The sequence below is a fragment of the Streptomyces sp. NPDC102490 genome (assembly GCF_044765285.1).
GTDB lineage: Bacteria > Actinomycetota > Actinomycetes > Streptomycetales > Streptomycetaceae > Streptomyces.
On the sequence record NZ_JBIWJU010000012.1, the window covers coordinates 248243 to 263574 of the forward strand.

The following is a 15332-nucleotide window of genomic DNA, read 5'->3' on the forward strand; positions in this document are numbered from 1 at the left end:
TGTCCCGTTTGTTGCCTGTGATCACCGCCGTGCAGCCTTGCTCCATGAACGCACACTCGGCCCGTCACCACGCGCGATGAACTACGGGCACGCACTGAGGTTCGGGCTGCACCTGCCCTCTGACGCCGACCGCGGACCCGGCCGGTTGGCCGAAGTGGCGGGCCTGGCCGAGCAGTGGGGACTGGACTTGCTGGTCGTCCCGGCCGGAACCGCCGGCGACGATCTCGAACCGTCGACTGTGGCGTCCTGGATCGCCGCGGCGACGGTCTCTCTCGGACTGGTGCTGGAGGCACGCCCCGCCACCCTCCATCCGGCGATGCTCGCACGAGCCGTCGCAAGCCTGGACCGGCTCACCGAAGGCAGGGTCGAACTGGCCTTCCGAGCGGACCCGTCAGCCGCCGCGTCCGGGACAGCCGATTCGGTCGCGGCACTGGGTGAAGCGATCGCCGTCGTTCGCGAGCTGTGGAATGTCCTCGACCGTGGCCTCGGCCGGTTCACCGGCCGCTTCCACCGTCTCGCGGGAGCTGAGAAGGCCGCGCCCGCGCACGACGTGCCGATCTCCGTGGACGGCCAGGGCCAAGACCTGCTCCGGCTGGTCGGACTGCGGGCCGACGAGTGGTCGACGGGGTGCGACGCCGCCACGCTGACGCAGGGCAACCGCGCGGTCGACGAGGCGGCGCGAGAGGCCGGCCGCGATCCCCGCGAGATCCGCAGACGGATCACGATCCGCGGTGGCTTCGGCGAGCGGACCGGCAGGTTCACCGGGACCGCCGCGGACTGGGTGAACGACCTGCTGCCACTCGTCGTCGAGCACGGGGTGGGCACCATCGTGCTGGACACCGAGGAGCGAGACGTCGCGGCAGGCTTCGCGAGCGAGGTCGCCCCGGCCCTGCGGGCGGCCGTGGACGCGGTGCTTTTGCGTGGATGGTCGGGCGCGCGGGTCCGGCGGTCCGCCGTGCGCGCCAGGCGCCGACCGGGGATCGACTACGAGGGCGCTCCGCCGGAGATGGCCGAGGTCGTCGAGCCCGGTGATCCGGCCTACGCCCGGCTGCGGTCCGGATACCTGCGCGGTGGTGCGCCCGGCATCATCCTGCGGGCGGCGACGAACGAGCAGGTGACCCAGGCGCTCGCGTTCGCCCGCCGGCATCCCGGCGTGGCCCTGTCCCGGCGGAGCGCCGGACACGGGGTCTCCGGCCGCTCCACCAATGACGGCGGCATCGTCATCGACGTGTCACTGATGAATGCGATCGAGGTGCTCGACAGGAAGACACGCCGGGTGCGCATCGGCCCGGGTGCGCGCTGGGCCGAGGTGGCGGCCGCACTGGAGCCCTACGGCTGGGCGTTGAGTTCGGGCGACTACGGGGGCGTCGGGGTGGGCGGCCTCGCCACGGCGGGGGGCATCGGGTACCTCGCGCGCGGGCACGGACTGACCATCGACCGCCTGCGGGCCGTGGAGATGGTGCTCGCAGACGGCTCCGTCGTGCGGGCCGACGATTCGGAGAACCCCGATCTCTTCTGGGCCGTGCGAGGGGCGGGCGCGAACTTCGGGATCGTCACCGCCTTCGAGTTCGAGGCCGACGACGTGGGTGCGATCGCCTTCGCCCGGCTCACCCAGGACGCGAGCGACCTCGAGCGCTACCTCGTCGAGTGGGGCCGGGCGGTCGAGGACTCACCGCGGGACCTCACCAGCTTCCTCATCGTGCCGCCCCCGCGCGGCGGACGACCAGCGCTCGCGGTGAGCCACACCATGGTCGACTCCTCGGACCCGGACACCGTGCGCGCCCGGCTGGAGCCACTGGCCGCGCTCTCCCCGATGTACGCCCAGGACGTCGTCATCACCTCCTACGCGGCCGTGATGGACAACGCGAGCGACGACCCACCGGTCTCCCACGGCGAACCGGTCTCACGCAGCGGTCTGCTCCGGCACGTGACCCCGCAGTTCGCCGCGGCGGCGGCTCGCATGATCCGCAGCGGCGCGATCGGATGGTTCCAGCTCCGCTCGGTCGGCGGCGCCGTCGCCGATGTTCCCGCGGACGCCACGGCCTACGCCCACCGCGACGCGAACTTCTCGCTCGTGGTGATGGGCGGTGCCGACGAGGTGGTCGACCGGGCCTGGGCCCGGCTGAGCCCCTTCCTCGACGGCCTCTACCTCAGCTTCGAGTCCAGCCTCCGGCCCGAGCGGATCGCCGCGGCCTGGCCCCCACGGACCCTCTCGCGTCTGCGTGAGCTGAAGAGCGTCTACGACCCCGAGGGCGTGTTCGGCGACAACTTCGCCCTCACGCCCGCCGCGAACCACCCCGGAGGAAGCACCCCATGAGCGACTACGGCCACGACCTGTGGTTCGGCAGCTTCGTCACCCCCACCGCCCGCCCGCCTCAGGAGCCGGTCGAGCTGGCCCTGACCTCCGAGAGGGCCGGCCTCGACCTGGTCAGCTTCCAGGACCACCCCTACCAGTCGGCGTTCCAGGACACCTGGACCCTGATGTCGTACGTCGCCGCACGCACCGAACGGATCCGGATCAGCGGCAACGTGCTGAACCTCCCGCTGCGGCCCCCGGCCGTGCTGGCCCGTGCCGCCGCGAGCCTGGACCGGCTGACCGGCGGGCGAGTCGAACTGGGCATCGGCGCGGGCGCGTTCTGGGACGGCATCGTCGCGATGGGAGGCCGCCGGCTCGAACCGGCCCAGGCCGTGCGGGCGGTGGAGGAGGCCGTGGCCGTGATCCGAGGGCTGTGGGCCACCGACGAGACCGGTCCCCTCCGTGTCACCGGGGAGTTCTACACCGTGAACGGCGCCAAGCGCGGCCCGGCACCCGCCCATCGCATCCCGATCCGCATCGGTGCCTACAAGCCGCGCATGCTCCGGCTGACCGGCAGGATCGCCGACGGTTGGCTGCCCTCCCTGGGTTTCCTGCCCGAGGGCCCGGCATCGCTGCGCGCGATGAACGAGCAGATCGACGAGGCCGCTTCCGCCGCCGGTCGAGAGCCCGCGGCGGTCAGCCGCCTGCTCAACCTGAGCGGCCGATTCACGTCCGGCGCCGACGGCGGCCTGTTGCAGGGGACTCCCGGCGACTGGGCCGAACAGATCGCCGACCTCGCCCTCCAGTACGGCGTATCCGGGTTCATCCTCGCCTCGGACGAGCCCGCCGAACTGAACCTCTTCGGCCACGAGGTCGCGCCGCGCGCCCGCGAACTCGTCCGGTCCGAACGCGTGACGTGACGCGGTGGGCGCGTGGCGGGCCCGGTGACGGAGCCGCGACGGCGGCAGCGCCGACGGAGCTGTTCGGACGCCGCGAGGAGACCGCGGTTCTCGACGGCCTGCTTGCGCAGGCCCGCGGCGGGAGCGGTGGCGCGCTCGTGGTGTGGGGCGAGCCGGGTATCGGCAAGTCAGCTCTGCTTCGCCACGTGCACGGCCAGGCCGCGGACTTCGTCCGGCTGAGCCACTCGGCCACCCGGCCCGAGTCGGACCTCGCCTTCGCGGGGCTGCACGGGCTGCTGCGACCGCCGGCCGACCGTGTCGAGCTGCTGGCGACGGCCCAGGCCGCCGCTGTGCGTACCGCGCTCGGGCTGAGCGGTGAGCCGACGGACCGCCTGGTGGTCGGGGCGGCCGTGCTGTCGCTGCTCTGCGGACTCGCCGAGCGGCAGCCCGTGCTCCTCGTGGTGGACGACAGGCAGTGGCTCGACGAGGCCACCGCGCTGTGCCTGGGGTTCGTCGCCCGACGTGTGGGAGCGCATCCCGTGGTCGTCGTGCTCGCCGATCACAGCGATCCGGCCGCCCGGCCCTGGGAAGGCGTGGCCGACGTGCGGGTCGACGCCCTGAGCGACGAGAGCGCGCGGCAGCTCGTGGCGGCCGTGGCGCCGCTCACCGACAAGGCGACGACGCGGAACATGGTCCGGGACGCCGGCAAAGCCTCGGACACCAGGGCGATGAACCGGCTCACCGCCCAGGAACAGCGAGTCGCCCAACTGGCCGCCGAACAGCTGACGGATCGCGAGATCGGCGTACAGCTGCGGATCAGCCACCGCACCGTGGGCCACCACCTCGGGAACGTGTTCGCCAAGCTCGGCATCAACACCCGAACCGAGCTGAGCCACCTCCACGCCGGTTGCGAGCCGCCGTGAGCGCGGGGAGGCCGCGGCGGAGCGGGCGCACGACACCTTTGGGGGAAACGACGGATTGCCCGCCCGATTCGCTCACCCGCCCTGATTTGTAGCGTCGCTGACGTTGTCCCGCGGACCCGCGGCGAACCGCCGTGCGACGCATGACGAGAGGTCACCTCATGCCCAAGTCCCAAACCCTGCCCCACGCGCGCCACTACATCGACGGGCAGTGGCAGGACTCCGGCTCCCGCGGCGAGTCACACAGCCCCGCGACCAACGGCCTGCTCGGCACCTTCGCCGACGGCGGTGCGCCGGAGGCGAGGGCCGCCGTGGCCGCGGCCCGAAGGGCCTTCGACTCCACCGCCTGGTCCCGCGACCGCCACCGGCGTGCGGCAGCGCTGCACGAACTGGCCGACCGGCTCGAGCAGCGCAAGGACGAACTGATCACCCTCCTGGCGCGAGAGAACGGCAAAGTGCTTTCCGAGGCGGCCATCGAAGTCGAAGGCACCATCCCCAAGCTCCGCTACCACGCGGCGCTGGCCCTCACCGACCACGGCAGGGCCGGCGAAGTACGGCCCGGTATGTACTCGATGACCCTGCGCGAAGCCGCGGGCGTCGCCGCGGTGATCGTGCCGTGGAACTCACCGGTCATCCTCTCGGCGCGATCCTTCGCACCCGCCCTGGCCGCCGGCTGCACCGTGGTCATGAAGATGCCGGCGCAGACCGGCCTGGTCAACGGAGTGCTGAGCGAGATCATCGCCGACACGCCGAGCCTGGACCCGGGCGTGTTCAACGTCTTCACCGAGAGCGGAAACGCGGGGGCTCCGGAGCTGGTCTCCTCCCCGGACGTCAACGTGATCAGCTACACCGGCTCCACCGCGGTCGGCCGCGTGATCATGGAACAGGCCGCCCCGACGCTGAAAACGCTGTCCATGGAGCTGGGCGGAAAGACGCCGATGCTCGTCTTCGACGACGCCGACCTGGACGCCGTCGTGCCCGTGCTCACCAAGGCCGTCACCATGTTCGCGGGCCAGTTCTGCATGACGGGCAGCCGGATACTGGTCCAGCGCGGCGTGGCCGACGAACTCCGGCGGCGGCTCGTCGCCGCCCTCGAGACGGTCCGGGTCGGGCCCGGCGACGACCCCGCCAGCGAAATGGGCGCCATGATCGACGAAGGAAACGCCCAACGGGTCGAACAGACCGTTGCCGCCGCGGCCGACTACGCCACCGTCCTCGTACGGGGCAAGCGGGATCGGGCGCTCCTCGGCCCGTCCCTGATCGAGGTCGCCGACGTGTCCTCGCCGATCGTGCAGCGCGAAGTGTTCGGGCCGGTCGCCACCTTCGAGGTGTTCGACTCCGAGGCCGACGCCGTGGCGCGTTCCAACGCCACCGAGTTCGGCCTGGCCGCGAGCATCTGGACCCGTGATGTCGACCGCCCCCTGCGCGTCGGCCGCGAACTGCAGGCCGGGACCGTCTGGACCAACACCTGGGCCATGATCCACGACCAGTTCGAGGAGGGCGGCTTCAAGCAGTCGGGAGTGGGCCGCCTGAACGGCCTCCGCGGGATCGAGGAATTCCAGGAGACCAAGCACCTCGTGCATGTGGCACCGCAGCTCTGACAGCTCTCGACGGCGGAAGGAGAATCGATGACCGAGACGGACGGCGTCGGCCCGGCCGACGCCGGCCCGGCCGACGTCACCCTGCTGACCGCGCGCGTGGTGGAACCCGGCTACGAGCAGGACTTCCGGGAGTGGTTCGGGCGGGTGACCGACACCGCCTCAGCGTTTCCCGGGCACCTGGGGGACGGGTTGTTCCGGCCTGCCACGGCCGCCGGGCCATGGGTTCTGATGCACCGGTTCCGCGACCAGGAGGCCGCGCGGCACTGGACGACGTCACCTGAGCGGGCCGCACTGTTCGACCACTGCGAGGGCCATCATCAGAGCGAGGTGGCACGTCGCGAACTCTCCGGAATGGCGACCCTGTTCACCACTGCGCACGACACGCCCACGACGGCGCCGCCTCGGTGGAAGATGGCGCTCGCCGCCTTCGCGGCCGTACTCCCGATCTCCCTGATCGGCAACGGTCTTCTGGGGCCGGCGCTCCGTGCCTGGCCGCTTGTGGCGCGGGTGCTGATGCTCGCGCTGCTGTTCAGTACGTTGATGACGTATCTGATGATGCCGGCTGTGACCCGCGTGCTGCGCCGTTGGCTCTATGCCGCCACCCCGACCGCCCGCGAGGGACCGACGCGCTGACGCGGTCCCGGGCGGACGAAGTCGACGAAGACGTGGTCGGGACACTCGTCCGGCCGCGCGCCCCGCTCCTGCCAGGCAACGTCCACTCCCTGGTACTCCTCCGGCGACCAGCCGGCCTCGAACCGGTCAGCGACCGGGCGAGCAGCAAGGGGGAGTACCAGGGTGGATGTGCCCAGCAGCACCCCCCTGCATGGCCGCTATGAGGGCCGGCAAAGCCTGGAGTTCATTCGGCCGGGCGGGACAGATGCTGCCGCTGACCTGTTTCAGCGGCCCGTGTGATCGCCTCGAGTACCCGGTGGCGATCGAGTGCGACCGCGAAATTGGGCGCATCGGCGGTTCCGTCGCGGAGGTCGGCGGCGAACTGGGCGTAGAGGCGGGCGACCCCCGCTGCGGGTGCGTCGAGTTGCAGGTCGGGAGCCGCATAAGCGGGGGGGACCTCTAGCACTCGGACAGGCTCGCTGCCGCGGCGCAGCGTGAGGGTGAGATCGGTGAAATGGAGGTAGCCCGACGCCGACTCCACCCGCACACTGCCCTCGGTGCCCTGGATCTCCCATACCGTCGCCGAGCCGGCGGACTGCCCGGCACTGTAGTGCAGCGAAGTGACGATCCCGCCTTCGAGAACGCCGGCGACGACGATCTCATCCGGCGTGTCCTTCGGCAGCGACGCGCCATCGGACAGGCGGACGCCGTCACCGCGCTGATTGGCGACGACGGCGGACAGACTCTCGAACGTGCCGAGCACGCGGGCAAGCGGTTCGAGCCCGTGGCCGAGCATGATGCTCAGAAGCGTGGCGCCATGCTGTGCGTCGGCCATGTACTCGACCGGCGGGTCATATCGGCCGACCCACATGGCGTCGGACACATGCGCTCGGATGCTCGTGCTGAGCGGCTTGCCGATCACGCCCTGCGCGATGAGGTCGCGAAGGAAGAGGATCGGCGGGTGCAGGCCGCCCTGCAACCCGACAACCGTCCGCAGCCCCCGCTCGCGGGCCAAGCCCTCCAGCGCTTCGGCCTCCGACAGGTTTCTTGCGAGCGGCCATTCGCAATAAACCATTTTGCCCGCGGCCAACGCGTCGGAAACAATCCGCTTGTGCTCCGGCACCTTGACCGCAACCACCACCAGGTCGACCTCCGGTCGCTCGACCAGAGCCTGATGTGTGTCGAAGGCGAGATCGACGCCCAGCCGACGAGCGGTCGCGTTCGCGCTCTCCATACGAGTCGTACTGACGGCGCGGATCTGGAACGCGTCGAGCGCCTGCAGCGCCGGGACGTGAGCAATCGCGCCCCAGCCCCAATCGGCACTGGCCCCGACAAGGCCGACGCCGATCCGGGTTTTTGCTGAATTCGTCATCAGGATGCTCCTGCCTTGTGCAGCCCGGCAACGCTCTCCGGGCTGCGTCACGAAGATTCGTTTCCGGATACATGCGTGGGCACTCGGGCTCACCACGGCGAGCGAGCAATTACTGCCGTTCGCGTAGCGGCGAGCCCGAGTGACCCAAGCGCAGGTTTTACACGTGAGCCCAGTGGGCCTCGAGTTCGCGCGCGACATCGGCCGGCCGCTCTATCATCGGCCAGTGCGAGCTGCGCAGCTTGAAGACGGCACGTGCGCGGGTGGCATTACCGAGCTCGTCGGCGAAGCGGTGAGGAAGAAACGGATCGTCCAGGCCCCAGATCACGAGCGCTGGTGCGGTCACCTTGCTCAGACCCGGCTTCCACTCCGCCCCGACCTCGATCGCCGAACGGTAAAGGGCGAGAATGCTTGCCCTCATAGTGGCATCCATATGCCGGACCGCTTCGTCTGCCGCGTCGCGCGGCATCTGCGCCTCGTTGAGGCTTGCTGCGAACTCCTCGAGGTCGAGGTCCGCCATCCACTGCTCGCCCTCGCCCGGCGTCTGCCAGATCTTGGCAAGATAGTGCCACGGATACTCCGGATCGATGGGGCCGCTGATGCCTGTCCATGTCCGCACCAGATCCGGTCGGACAGACGCGAGACGGCCGGTGAGCAGAGACCCCCAGTCATGACCGACCAGGTCGACGGGTTCGCCGATTTCCGCGATCTTCTCAATGAGCCAATCGAGATACTCTTCCTTCGTCGACGTGAATCCTTCCGGCAGGGGTACGCCAAACCCGGGGAGATCGATCGTCACGACATCTTCGCGTCGAAGATGGGAACGGAGGGTGTCCCAAAGCCGGTGGGTATCAGGTACACCATGGACGAGGACTGCAGGCATTTCGGGTTCTCCAATTGATTGTTGTCGTGGTTGAATGGCCGGTCGGCCAAGTCAGGGAAGGAGGATGACTTTGCCGTGGGTGTGGCCCGTGGCGACGAGGCGATGAGCTTCCGCGGCCTCGTCGAGTGGGAAGCTCCGGCCGATGCGTGCGGTCCATGCGCCGGCGGCGATCAGATCCAGGGCTTCTTGGACCGGGCCGCGGTCGCGGTTCCCGCTGCCCCCGGGGCTGAATGCGACGCCGTGTCGTGCGGCATCGCGGTCGGCGAGCGTCACGATCCGGCCGGGGCCGCCGAGAAGATCGACGAGGGCCGGAAGGAGCCCCTTGCCGGCGGTGTCGAGCGCGGCGTCGACCCCGCCCGGAGCGGCGGCACGGATGCGATCGACCAGGCCCGGGCCGTGGGCGACAGGGGTCGCTCCGAGACTCTTGACGAAGTCGGCGTTGGCGGTCCCGGCGACGCCGATCACCGTCACACCGCGCCGTCGCGCGAACTGCACGGCGGCGGCGCCCAGAGCACCGCTCGCGCCGGTGACCACGAGCGTTTCACCCGGGCGAAGGTTCAGAAGCCCGAGACCCCTTGCCGCGTTGTCGGCGCCGATGACAGTAGCCGCGGCCTCCTCGAAGGAAACGCCGTCGGGGATCGTCGCGAAGTTGCTGCTGACCGTGTACTCGGCGTAGGAGCCCTGGGTGGCGGAGTCCGGCCACCCGGCGACGCGGTCGCCGACCACGCCCTCGTCGACGCCCGGGCCGGCCGCCTCGACGACGCCGGCGAACTCGAATCCGAGGATGGCGGGAGCACGCAGGCCGAACGCTCCGGCGCGTGCCTGGATCTCCGCCGGGTTCACCCCGGCGGCGTGAACCCGCACCAGTACCTGACCCGGACCCGGCGCTGGTCGCGGAGCCTCCGCAACCCGCAACACGGAGGGTTCGCCGAACGAGGTGATGACGACGGCTTTCATAATGATCCTTCTCGTATACAAGGGTTTGCCCGCACCGTTCAGAACGGTGTCAGGTCAGGAAGACCGGAGGATTCTCGCCCCGCAGGCGGTAGTCCGGCCGGGGCCGTTCGAGGCGGATCGACTCCAGCACGGTGTACGCGTGGTACTTGGTCTGGGTAGTGGCTCCTGCCAGCCGTTCCCACCAGAGCCGGCCGTCGCTCGTCTGCTTCTCGAGGACGTGGCGGGTGGTGTAGTTCGCCATGGAGCTGATCCAGTTCTCGGTACCGACGAAGATCCTGTCCCAGCCGGTGCCGGTCACGATGTCGGCGAGCGCATCCGAGCGGCTGAACCGCTCGACCGCCGCGGTCGCCCCCTCGAGCACGTCGGTGAAGTACTCCACGCACAGCTTCACCTGCTCGTAGGTGCCGTAATGCATGTGGTGCCCGCCGACGAAGTAGTCGAAGTCGTATTCGAGGATCTGGGCCTGAGCCTCGTACCAGCCGGAGATGTTCTGCGAGGCGTCGCAGTGCATGAACGTGACGCTTCCCGGACTGACGATGTCCACGGCCGTGAGCACCTTCTGCCGCGGTGCGTAGATGAAGATGTTGCCGGGGCAGTGGTTCTCTCCCCGGTAGGAGAGTTGCAGGCTCACACCGCCCACTTCGAGGACGAGTTCGTCGTCGAACGTCTTCGTCGGCAGGGGGCGCTTCGGGTCGGGGAAGCGCTCCAGGAGTTCCTTGGTGATGCGGTGGGCGACGATCTCGACGTCGGGACCGAACACGGAGGCCGCGCCGATGTGATCGGCGTGCCAGTGGCTGTAGATGACGTGGGTCACCGGTCGGTCGGTGACGTCCTCGATCGCCGCCAGCATGTTCTCGCCCAGCGTCGGGGGTGCGTCGATCGCGACCACGCCCTCCTCGGTCACCACGAATGCGGCGTCGTAGCCGGCACTGGTGACCCAGTAGAAGCCGCCGCGCAGTTCTTCCACGTGATAGCCGTACTTCTGGAAGTGCTCGCTCTGGAAATACGGGGGGTAATAGCCCGCGGGGTCCACCGGGTCGTCCGCCCCCGCGCGGGGGAACCCGTAGGGGTCGATCCCGTAGAAGCTCGGGGTTTCTTCGACGTTGATGGGTTTCTGACCGCTCTGGCACATCGACGGGACGCCTTTCTGTGTTCTGGGGAAGCTGTCGAACGGGTGGTCTATCCCGGTGACGTGAAGCGAAGGACCGCCTTGGTGACGCGGCCTGAGCCCGCATCCTCGAACGCGGTGTTGATATCGGCGAAGTCGTAGAAGGACAGCAGTCGGTCGATGGGGAACCGGCCCGCTCGATAGAGCTGGGCAAGGTCGTTGATCAGGAGCGACGAGACGGCGTCGCCCTGGATGATGCCCTGAAGCGACTGGCCGAGCGTGAGCCGGCCGGCGTCGAGCACGGCGCCCGCTCCTTCGTGGAACGCCACGAAGCCGAATCGGCCCATCGGTGCCAGGGCGCCGACCCCGGCGTCGAGGTTCTCCGCGCGGCCGCTGGTGTCGAGGACGTACTCCAGACCGCGTTCGTCGACGGTCCGGAGCGCGCCGGTCAGATCCTCGACCCGGCCGGGGTCGACGAGGTGCGTCGCTCCGAGATCGCGGGCCAGATCGAGGCGGCCGGGGTCGACGTCGACGGCGACGATGGTGGTGGCACCCGCGACATGTGCCGCCATCACCGCCGCCAGGCCCACCGCTCCCACGCCGAAGACCGCGAAGGACGCTCCCGCCGGCACGGCGAGGGCCTTGAGTACGGCCCCCGCCCCCGTCTGCAACCCGCACCCCAGCGGAGCCAGGACGTCGAGGGGCAGATCGCGGGGGACCTTGATCGTGTTCCGTTGGTGCGTCAGGGCGTGGGTGGCGAACGAGGACTGGCCGAAGAAGTGACCGTGCGGCTCAGCCCCGTGGGCGACGTGGAGACCGTTCGAGCCGTCCAGGCGGGCACCTGCGAAGTTGGCCGCCCAGACGTTGTCGCAGTAGGCCGGGTGCGAGGACATGCACGGCTTGCAGCGGCCGCACGAGTGGTAGGAGAGGACGACGTGGTCACCGGGCTCGACGGTGGTGACAGCGGCCCCCACGCGTTCGACGACCCCTCCTCCCTCGTGCCCCAGCACCACCGGCAGCGGCGTCGCCATGCGCTGTGCCCGCACGTGAGCGTCGGTCGCGCATATTCCGGTCGCGACCATGCGAACGAGTACCTCGTCGGACCGCGGGTCCTCGATCTCGATGTCGCGGAGATCGAAGGGCCCGTCCCGCGCTTCGAGAACAGCGGCGCGCGCGGAGGTGGTCATGCGCCGTGAGCCCGCGGCGAAGCGCCGCGAGCGCCATGGTGACGAGGGACTGACATCATCAACGACTCCCTGATCGGGGTGGTGGGTCTCAGGAACCCTTCAGCGAGTCCGAACCTATGTCGGCCACCCGTGCCCGCGGATCGGTCGCCGTATCCGTCACGGCAGTGAGGCACCGTGCCGCGAGGTGCGGTGGCGTCAGCGCCGGACGCCGGTCCGGGCGGCCTGTTCGACTCGGGCGATGAGACGGCTGTTGTGGGCGGCGTGCTGGAATCCCGGGGTGTGGTGGGTGCCGTTCGTGATGTCGCGGGCCAGGCTGGCGTAGACCTCGCCGACGTTGATGGAAGCGCCCGTCCAGATGTCGGCGGCGGTGGGTCCCGCGCCGGTGGCGACCGGGCGGTCGGGCGCGGTGAAGTCGACGCTCGACGAGAGGGTGAGGTCGCCGACCTGGACGCCCGCGGGGTGGTTGCCCGTCAGCTTCAGCCAGCCATCCGATCCGCGTACTTCCAGAATGAAGTGGGCGTCGGGTGCGGGCACGCCCGCCAGGATCTGCACCCCGACCGGCGCCCCCGAGGAGGTCTTGGCGATGGCGTCGAGGTGATCCGGGACCTCGCGGACGGATATCGCGCCGGTGTCTACCAACTTCACCTGGGGCCAGAGGAGTTCGGTGCGGGCGTCGATCTCGGTGATGTCGCCGAGAACGGCCTCGACCACATCCAGGACGTGGCCCGCGGCGATGGTGAGGAAATTGGCTCCGGACGCTGCCTTGTCGAAGTACTCGTACGCGCTCACCGACTCCGGGCCGTTGCCGAAGGTCGTCGCGGCGACTCGCGCCGAGAGCAGCCGCCCGAGCCGGCCCTCAGCGATGATCTCCGCCGCGCGGCGTACCGAGGGGTTGAGCCGGCCCTGCAGGCCGATCGCGGTGTGCAGTGAGCCGGCCGCCTCAGCCATCTCTTCCGTCTGCGCGAGGGTCGCGCCCAGCGGCGACTCCGCGTACACGGCCTTGTTCGCCGCGAGGGCCGCCAGGACGAGCTCGCGGTGAGCGGGGACCTTCACCGCGACGGTGACGAGGTCGATCGAAGGGTCACCGATGAGCGCGTAGGGGTCCGCGAACCAACGCTCGGCGCCGAACGCCTCGGCAGCGCCGCGCGCGCTCTCCTCGTGCCGCGTCGCCACACCGGCCAGGTGGAAGTCGGGCTGTGCCGCCAGCGCGGGTATGTGCGAGGCGCCGGCCCAGCTCGCCTTCGTGTCCGCGCCGATGATGCCGACCCGGATGAGATTGCTTGACATGATGTGGTGTTCCGTTTCTTTCGCTGAAGCAGGACGTGGTGTGGTGTGCGGGGCGAGTCGGCGCGTGCGCGCTTGACTCACTGGTCGACGGCGGCCATGTCGGGCTCGGCATGGCGTTCGCCGGACGCCGGTGTGAGGTGGTTCAGGCGGGCGATCTGGCCCGGGGTGAGCCGGATGCCGTCAGCGGCGCTGTTCTCCTTGAGGCGGTCGATGCGTGTCGTCCCCGGAATGGGCGCGATGCCGTGTCCTTGCGCGAGCAGCCAGGCCAGAGCGACCTGCGCGGGCGTGGCCCCGACCTCGTCGGCGACCTCGCGTACCTCGTCGACGATGCGCAGGTTGCGCGTGAGGTTGTCGCCGGTGAACCGGGGATTGGAGCGACGCCAGTCGGTGGCGTCCAGGCCGTCCAGGGTGCGGATGCCACCGGTGAGAAAGCCGTGTCCCAGCGGTGCGTAGGGAACCAGTCCGATGCCGAGCTCACGCAGCGTGGGCAGCACCTCGGCCTCCGGGTCCCGCGTCCACAGCGAGTACTCGCTCTGGACGGCGGCCACGGGATGGACCGCATGGGCCCGGCGGATGGTCGCCGCTGCCGCCTCCGACAGTCCGATGTGGCGGACCTTGCCCGCCTCCACCAGCTCGCTCAGCGCCCCCACCGTCTCCTCGATGGGAGTGGTGGGGTCGACCCGGTGCTGGTAGTAGAGGTCGATGCGGTCGGTTCCGAGCCGCCGCAGTGAGCCGTCGACAGCCGTGTGAATGTTGGCGGGGGTGCTGTCCGGGCCCGGCCGACCGGTGTGGGAGACGAGGCCGAACTTGGTGGCGAGGACGACTTCGTCCCGGCGGCCCTTGATCGCGCGACCCAGCAGTTCCTCGTTGACGTAGGGGCCGTACACCTCGGCGGTGTCCAGATGGGTGACACCGAGGTCGACGGCGTGACGAATGGTGCGGATCGACTCGGCTTCGTCCCGGCCGGCGCCGGTGTAAAAGGCCGACATCCCCATGACACCCAGGCCGATGCGCGGGACATCGAGCCTGCCGAGCGACGTGGACTGCATCTGTTGTCCATTCCGTGTGGGGCGGGCCTCAGCACCGCAGAGCGAACTTGACGCGTCAAGTTCTACTCCTTCGAACTTGACGCGTCAATAAGTGGGTCTAGGATGTCCTCATGGCGAGCACGGCAGATGACACGAACGGCGGGCGCCGTCGGCGTCCACGGAACGGGCTGGCATCCGAGGCGACGGCTCGTGCCGACGAAGGCTCAGGCTCGGGGGAGTCCACCGGTCCGGTTGCCGGGACGCGATGGCTGAACGGCGACGAACTGGCGGCGTGGCTGGCCAACTCCGCGATCATGATCAGCCTGCCGGCCGCGCTGGATGCGCGCATGCAGCGCGAGGCTCAGCTGACCTTCTTCGAGTACATGGTGCTCTCGGTCCTCTCCGAGCAGCCGGACCGCACCATGCAGATGAGCGCCCTGGCCGCGCGAACGGCGGCGTCACTGTCGAGGCTGTCCCATGTCGTCGGCCGGCTCGAGAAGCGCGAACTGCTCGCACGGAAGCGGATCCCCGGTTCCGGAAGGCGCACCGCCGCGACGCTGACCGAGGCCGGTTACGACGTAGTGGTGGCGGCGGCGCCGGGACACGTCGCCGCAGTCCGCGAGTACCTGATCGATGGTCTCGGTCCTCAGGAGCTGGCGGCACTGCGCCGCATCGGTGCCGCGGTGGACGCGGCCATCAAGCGCGGGCAACCCGACGCGGGCTCTGCGGCTTCGCCTCCGGGGGACGGCGCGGCGGACGGCCGGTCACCCACGCTTCATCCGGCGTCACAGCCTCCGGCCGACACCCCCTAGTACGGCGCCCGGAAGTTGATGTAGCCGAGCAGCACGATCACCGCGGCCACGCAGCCGAGGACCACGGCGGTGGACACCCACGACGACCGGCGCCCGGAGCCCACGTGGTCGGGGTCGGCGCGGAAGGGGACCGGGCCGGGAGGGTTCTCCTTCCAGCGCGCGGCGAGCATCCGGGCGCGCGCCGAGGGCTCCTTGTGCTCGGCGCCCTCCGCCCACCTCAGGTCGTACTCGCGCTCCTCGTCGTCGCGCTCCGGCATCTCCGGCACTCTCCCCGTCCCCCTGACTCGAACAGCCGTGTCAACAGCCATGATCCCGGCCCGCCCGCGCCCTGTGAAGGGTTTCGGCCACGCACGACGGCGCCCCCGCCCCCGGG

Annotated in this window: 14 protein-coding genes; 6 read left to right on the top strand and 8 right to left on the bottom strand. The window is 70.0% G+C overall.

The window, feature by feature from the left end:
• The first annotated feature begins 76 nt into the window (after positions 1-76).
• From ACIRGB_RS27720 to ACIRGB_RS27740, 5 genes are all read left to right on the top strand, one after another.
• Positions 77-2317: an LLM class flavin-dependent oxidoreductase gene (locus ACIRGB_RS27720; RefSeq protein ID WP_403870543.1), complete on the top strand. Its 2241-nt coding sequence runs from the start codon at positions 77-79 to the stop codon at positions 2315-2317.
• Complete coding sequence (locus tag ACIRGB_RS27725) at positions 2314-3216, top strand: LLM class flavin-dependent oxidoreductase (protein WP_403870545.1); 903 nt, start codon at positions 2314-2316, stop codon at positions 3214-3216. Before ACIRGB_RS27720 ends, ACIRGB_RS27725 begins: the two co-directional genes overlap by 4 nt.
• Positions 3213-4118, top strand: a complete 906-nt coding sequence (locus ACIRGB_RS27730; protein WP_403870548.1) for a LuxR family transcriptional regulator — start codon at positions 3213-3215, stop codon at positions 4116-4118. The genes ACIRGB_RS27725 and ACIRGB_RS27730 overlap by 4 nt, the downstream gene beginning before the upstream one ends.
• Positions 4119-4276: 158 nt before the next feature.
• Entirely contained in the window at positions 4277-5716 is a 1440-nt protein-coding gene (locus ACIRGB_RS27735) for an aldehyde dehydrogenase family protein (RefSeq protein WP_403870551.1), read from the top strand.
• A 27-nt stretch (positions 5717-5743) separates the two neighbouring features.
• Entirely contained in the window at positions 5744-6349 is a 606-nt protein-coding gene (locus ACIRGB_RS27740) for an antibiotic biosynthesis monooxygenase (RefSeq protein WP_403870554.1), read from the top strand.
• A 223-nt stretch (positions 6350-6572) separates the two neighbouring features.
• Here ACIRGB_RS27740 and ACIRGB_RS27745 read toward each other — a convergent pair whose 3' ends face one another.
• The 7 genes from ACIRGB_RS27745 to ACIRGB_RS27775 form a co-directional block, all read right to left on the bottom strand.
• Complete coding sequence (locus ACIRGB_RS27745; RefSeq protein ID WP_403870557.1) at positions 6573-7700, bottom strand: Gfo/Idh/MocA family protein; 1128 nt, start codon at positions 7698-7700, stop codon at positions 6573-6575.
• 157 nt (positions 7701-7857) lie between these two features.
• Positions 7858-8580 (bottom strand): alpha/beta fold hydrolase, encoded by a 723-nt coding sequence (locus ACIRGB_RS27750; protein WP_403870560.1) that lies wholly within the window; start codon positions 8578-8580, stop codon positions 7858-7860.
• A 51-nt stretch (positions 8581-8631) separates the two neighbouring features.
• Complete coding sequence (locus ACIRGB_RS27755; protein ID WP_403870563.1) at positions 8632-9537, bottom strand: NADP-dependent oxidoreductase; 906 nt, start codon at positions 9535-9537, stop codon at positions 8632-8634.
• Between the two features lie 49 nt (positions 9538-9586).
• Positions 9587-10669 (bottom strand): MBL fold metallo-hydrolase, encoded by a 1083-nt coding sequence (locus ACIRGB_RS27760; protein ID WP_403870566.1) that lies wholly within the window; start codon positions 10667-10669, stop codon positions 9587-9589.
• Between the two features lie 47 nt (positions 10670-10716).
• The gene (locus ACIRGB_RS27765) at positions 10717-11832 is read right to left on the bottom strand and encodes an NAD(P)-dependent alcohol dehydrogenase (RefSeq protein WP_403870569.1); all 1116 of its coding nucleotides are present in this window, start codon (positions 11830-11832) and stop codon (positions 10717-10719) included.
• A gap of 195 nt (positions 11833-12027) precedes the next feature.
• Positions 12028-13119 carry a Gfo/Idh/MocA family protein gene (locus ACIRGB_RS27770; RefSeq protein ID WP_403870572.1) on the bottom strand — a complete coding sequence of 364 codons (1092 nt, stop codon included), beginning with the start codon at positions 13117-13119 and terminating at the stop codon, positions 12028-12030.
• A gap of 77 nt (positions 13120-13196) precedes the next feature.
• Positions 13197-14168, bottom strand: a complete 972-nt coding sequence (locus ACIRGB_RS27775; protein WP_403870575.1) for an aldo/keto reductase — start codon at positions 14166-14168, stop codon at positions 13197-13199.
• Between the two features lie 110 nt (positions 14169-14278).
• Here ACIRGB_RS27775 and ACIRGB_RS27780 point away from each other — a divergent pair, with 110 nt between their 5' ends.
• Positions 14279-14959, top strand: coding sequence for a MarR family winged helix-turn-helix transcriptional regulator (locus ACIRGB_RS27780; RefSeq protein WP_403870578.1), 681 nt, complete (start codon positions 14279-14281; stop codon positions 14957-14959).
• On the opposite strand, the gene ACIRGB_RS27785 is transcribed toward ACIRGB_RS27780, so the two are convergent.
• A complete protein-coding gene (locus tag ACIRGB_RS27785) occupies positions 14956-15216 on the bottom strand; it encodes a hypothetical protein (protein WP_171987129.1) in 261 nt (86 codons plus the stop codon). The two genes, ACIRGB_RS27780 and ACIRGB_RS27785, sit on opposite strands and share 4 nt — an antisense overlap.
• Positions 15217-15332: the final 116 nt, after the last annotated feature.

What these genes read in the sequence shown, in the direction of transcription:
- ACIRGB_RS27740 (WP_403870554.1), top strand. Translation starts at nt 5,744, where the DNA reads ATGACCGAGACGGACGGCGTCGGCCCGGCCGACGCCGGCCCGGCCGAC.
- ACIRGB_RS27725 (WP_403870545.1), top strand. Translation starts at nt 2,314, where the DNA reads ATGAGCGACTACGGCCACGACCTGTGGTTCGGCAGCTTCGTCACCCCC.
- ACIRGB_RS27735 (WP_403870551.1), top strand. Translation starts at nt 4,277, where the DNA reads ATGCCCAAGTCCCAAACCCTGCCCCACGCGCGCCACTACATCGACGGG.
- ACIRGB_RS27770 (WP_403870572.1), bottom strand. Translation starts at nt 13,119, where the DNA reads ATGTCAAGCAATCTCATCCGGGTCGGCATCATCGGCGCGGACACGAAG.
- ACIRGB_RS27720 (WP_403870543.1), top strand. Translation starts at nt 77, where the DNA reads ATGAACTACGGGCACGCACTGAGGTTCGGGCTGCACCTGCCCTCTGAC.
- ACIRGB_RS27785 (WP_171987129.1), bottom strand. Translation starts at nt 15,216, where the DNA reads ATGCCGGAGCGCGACGACGAGGAGCGCGAGTACGACCTGAGGTGGGCG.
- ACIRGB_RS27775 (WP_403870575.1), bottom strand. Translation starts at nt 14,168, where the DNA reads ATGCAGTCCACGTCGCTCGGCAGGCTCGATGTCCCGCGCATCGGCCTG.
- ACIRGB_RS27750 (WP_403870560.1), bottom strand. Translation starts at nt 8,580, where the DNA reads ATGCCTGCAGTCCTCGTCCATGGTGTACCTGATACCCACCGGCTTTGG.
- ACIRGB_RS27745 (WP_403870557.1), bottom strand. Translation starts at nt 7,700, where the DNA reads ATGACGAATTCAGCAAAAACCCGGATCGGCGTCGGCCTTGTCGGGGCC.
- ACIRGB_RS27765 (WP_403870569.1), bottom strand. Translation starts at nt 11,832, where the DNA reads ATGACCACCTCCGCGCGCGCCGCTGTTCTCGAAGCGCGGGACGGGCCC.
- ACIRGB_RS27755 (WP_403870563.1), bottom strand. Translation starts at nt 9,537, where the DNA reads ATGAAAGCCGTCGTCATCACCTCGTTCGGCGAACCCTCCGTGTTGCGG.
- ACIRGB_RS27780 (WP_403870578.1), top strand. Translation starts at nt 14,279, where the DNA reads ATGGCGAGCACGGCAGATGACACGAACGGCGGGCGCCGTCGGCGTCCA.
- ACIRGB_RS27760 (WP_403870566.1), bottom strand. Translation starts at nt 10,669, where the DNA reads ATGTGCCAGAGCGGTCAGAAACCCATCAACGTCGAAGAAACCCCGAGC.